This is a genomic window from Arthrobacter sp. 2RAF6 (genome assembly GCF_052115205.1).
Lineage (GTDB): Bacteria > Actinomycetota > Actinomycetes > Actinomycetales > Micrococcaceae > Arthrobacter.
In genome coordinates, this window is the sequence record NZ_JBFRGF010000126.1 from 1 (window position 1) to 563 (window position 563).

General features: G+C 66.6%; 1 protein-coding gene. It reads right to left on the minus strand.

Annotated features, from left to right (window positions below):
* On the minus strand, positions 1–563 hold a 563-nt coding region (locus AB4Z38_RS25795; RefSeq protein ID WP_441432348.1), incomplete at both ends, for a zinc-binding dehydrogenase.

The following is a 563-nucleotide window of genomic DNA, read 5'->3' on the forward strand; positions in this document are numbered from 1 at the left end:
CGCCTGGCCATGCCGATCGCCTGCCCGAATGCCGACGGATGCACCGCCGTGACCAGCACACCATGGCAGCCCCCGGTTTCCCGCTGGATGACTTCCACGGGATCCTCGTGCAGCGCGTTGACCGTCAGCTCGGCGCCGTGCTTTTTGGCCAGGGCAAGCTTGTCATCGGCGATGTCCACCGCGGCCACCCGCAAGCCCATGGCCACCGCGTACTGGACCGCGATGTGCCCCAGTCCGCCGATACCGGAAATCGTGACCCACTGGCCCGGCCTGGCCTCGGTCATCTTCAACCCCTTGTACACGGTGACACCGGCGCACAACACCGGAGCGACCTCCACCGGATCCGAACCAGCCGGAATCCTCGCGGCGAACCGGCTGTCCACCAGCATGTACTCCCCGAAGGAACCATCCACGCTGTAACCGGCGTTCTTCTGGGCTTCGCACAGCGTCTCCCAACCGGTCCGGCAGAACTGGCAATCGCCACAAGCGGACCAGAGCCAGGCGTTGCCCACCAGGTCCCCGACCGCCAGGTCCGTGACACCCTCACCGAGGGCCACCACTTC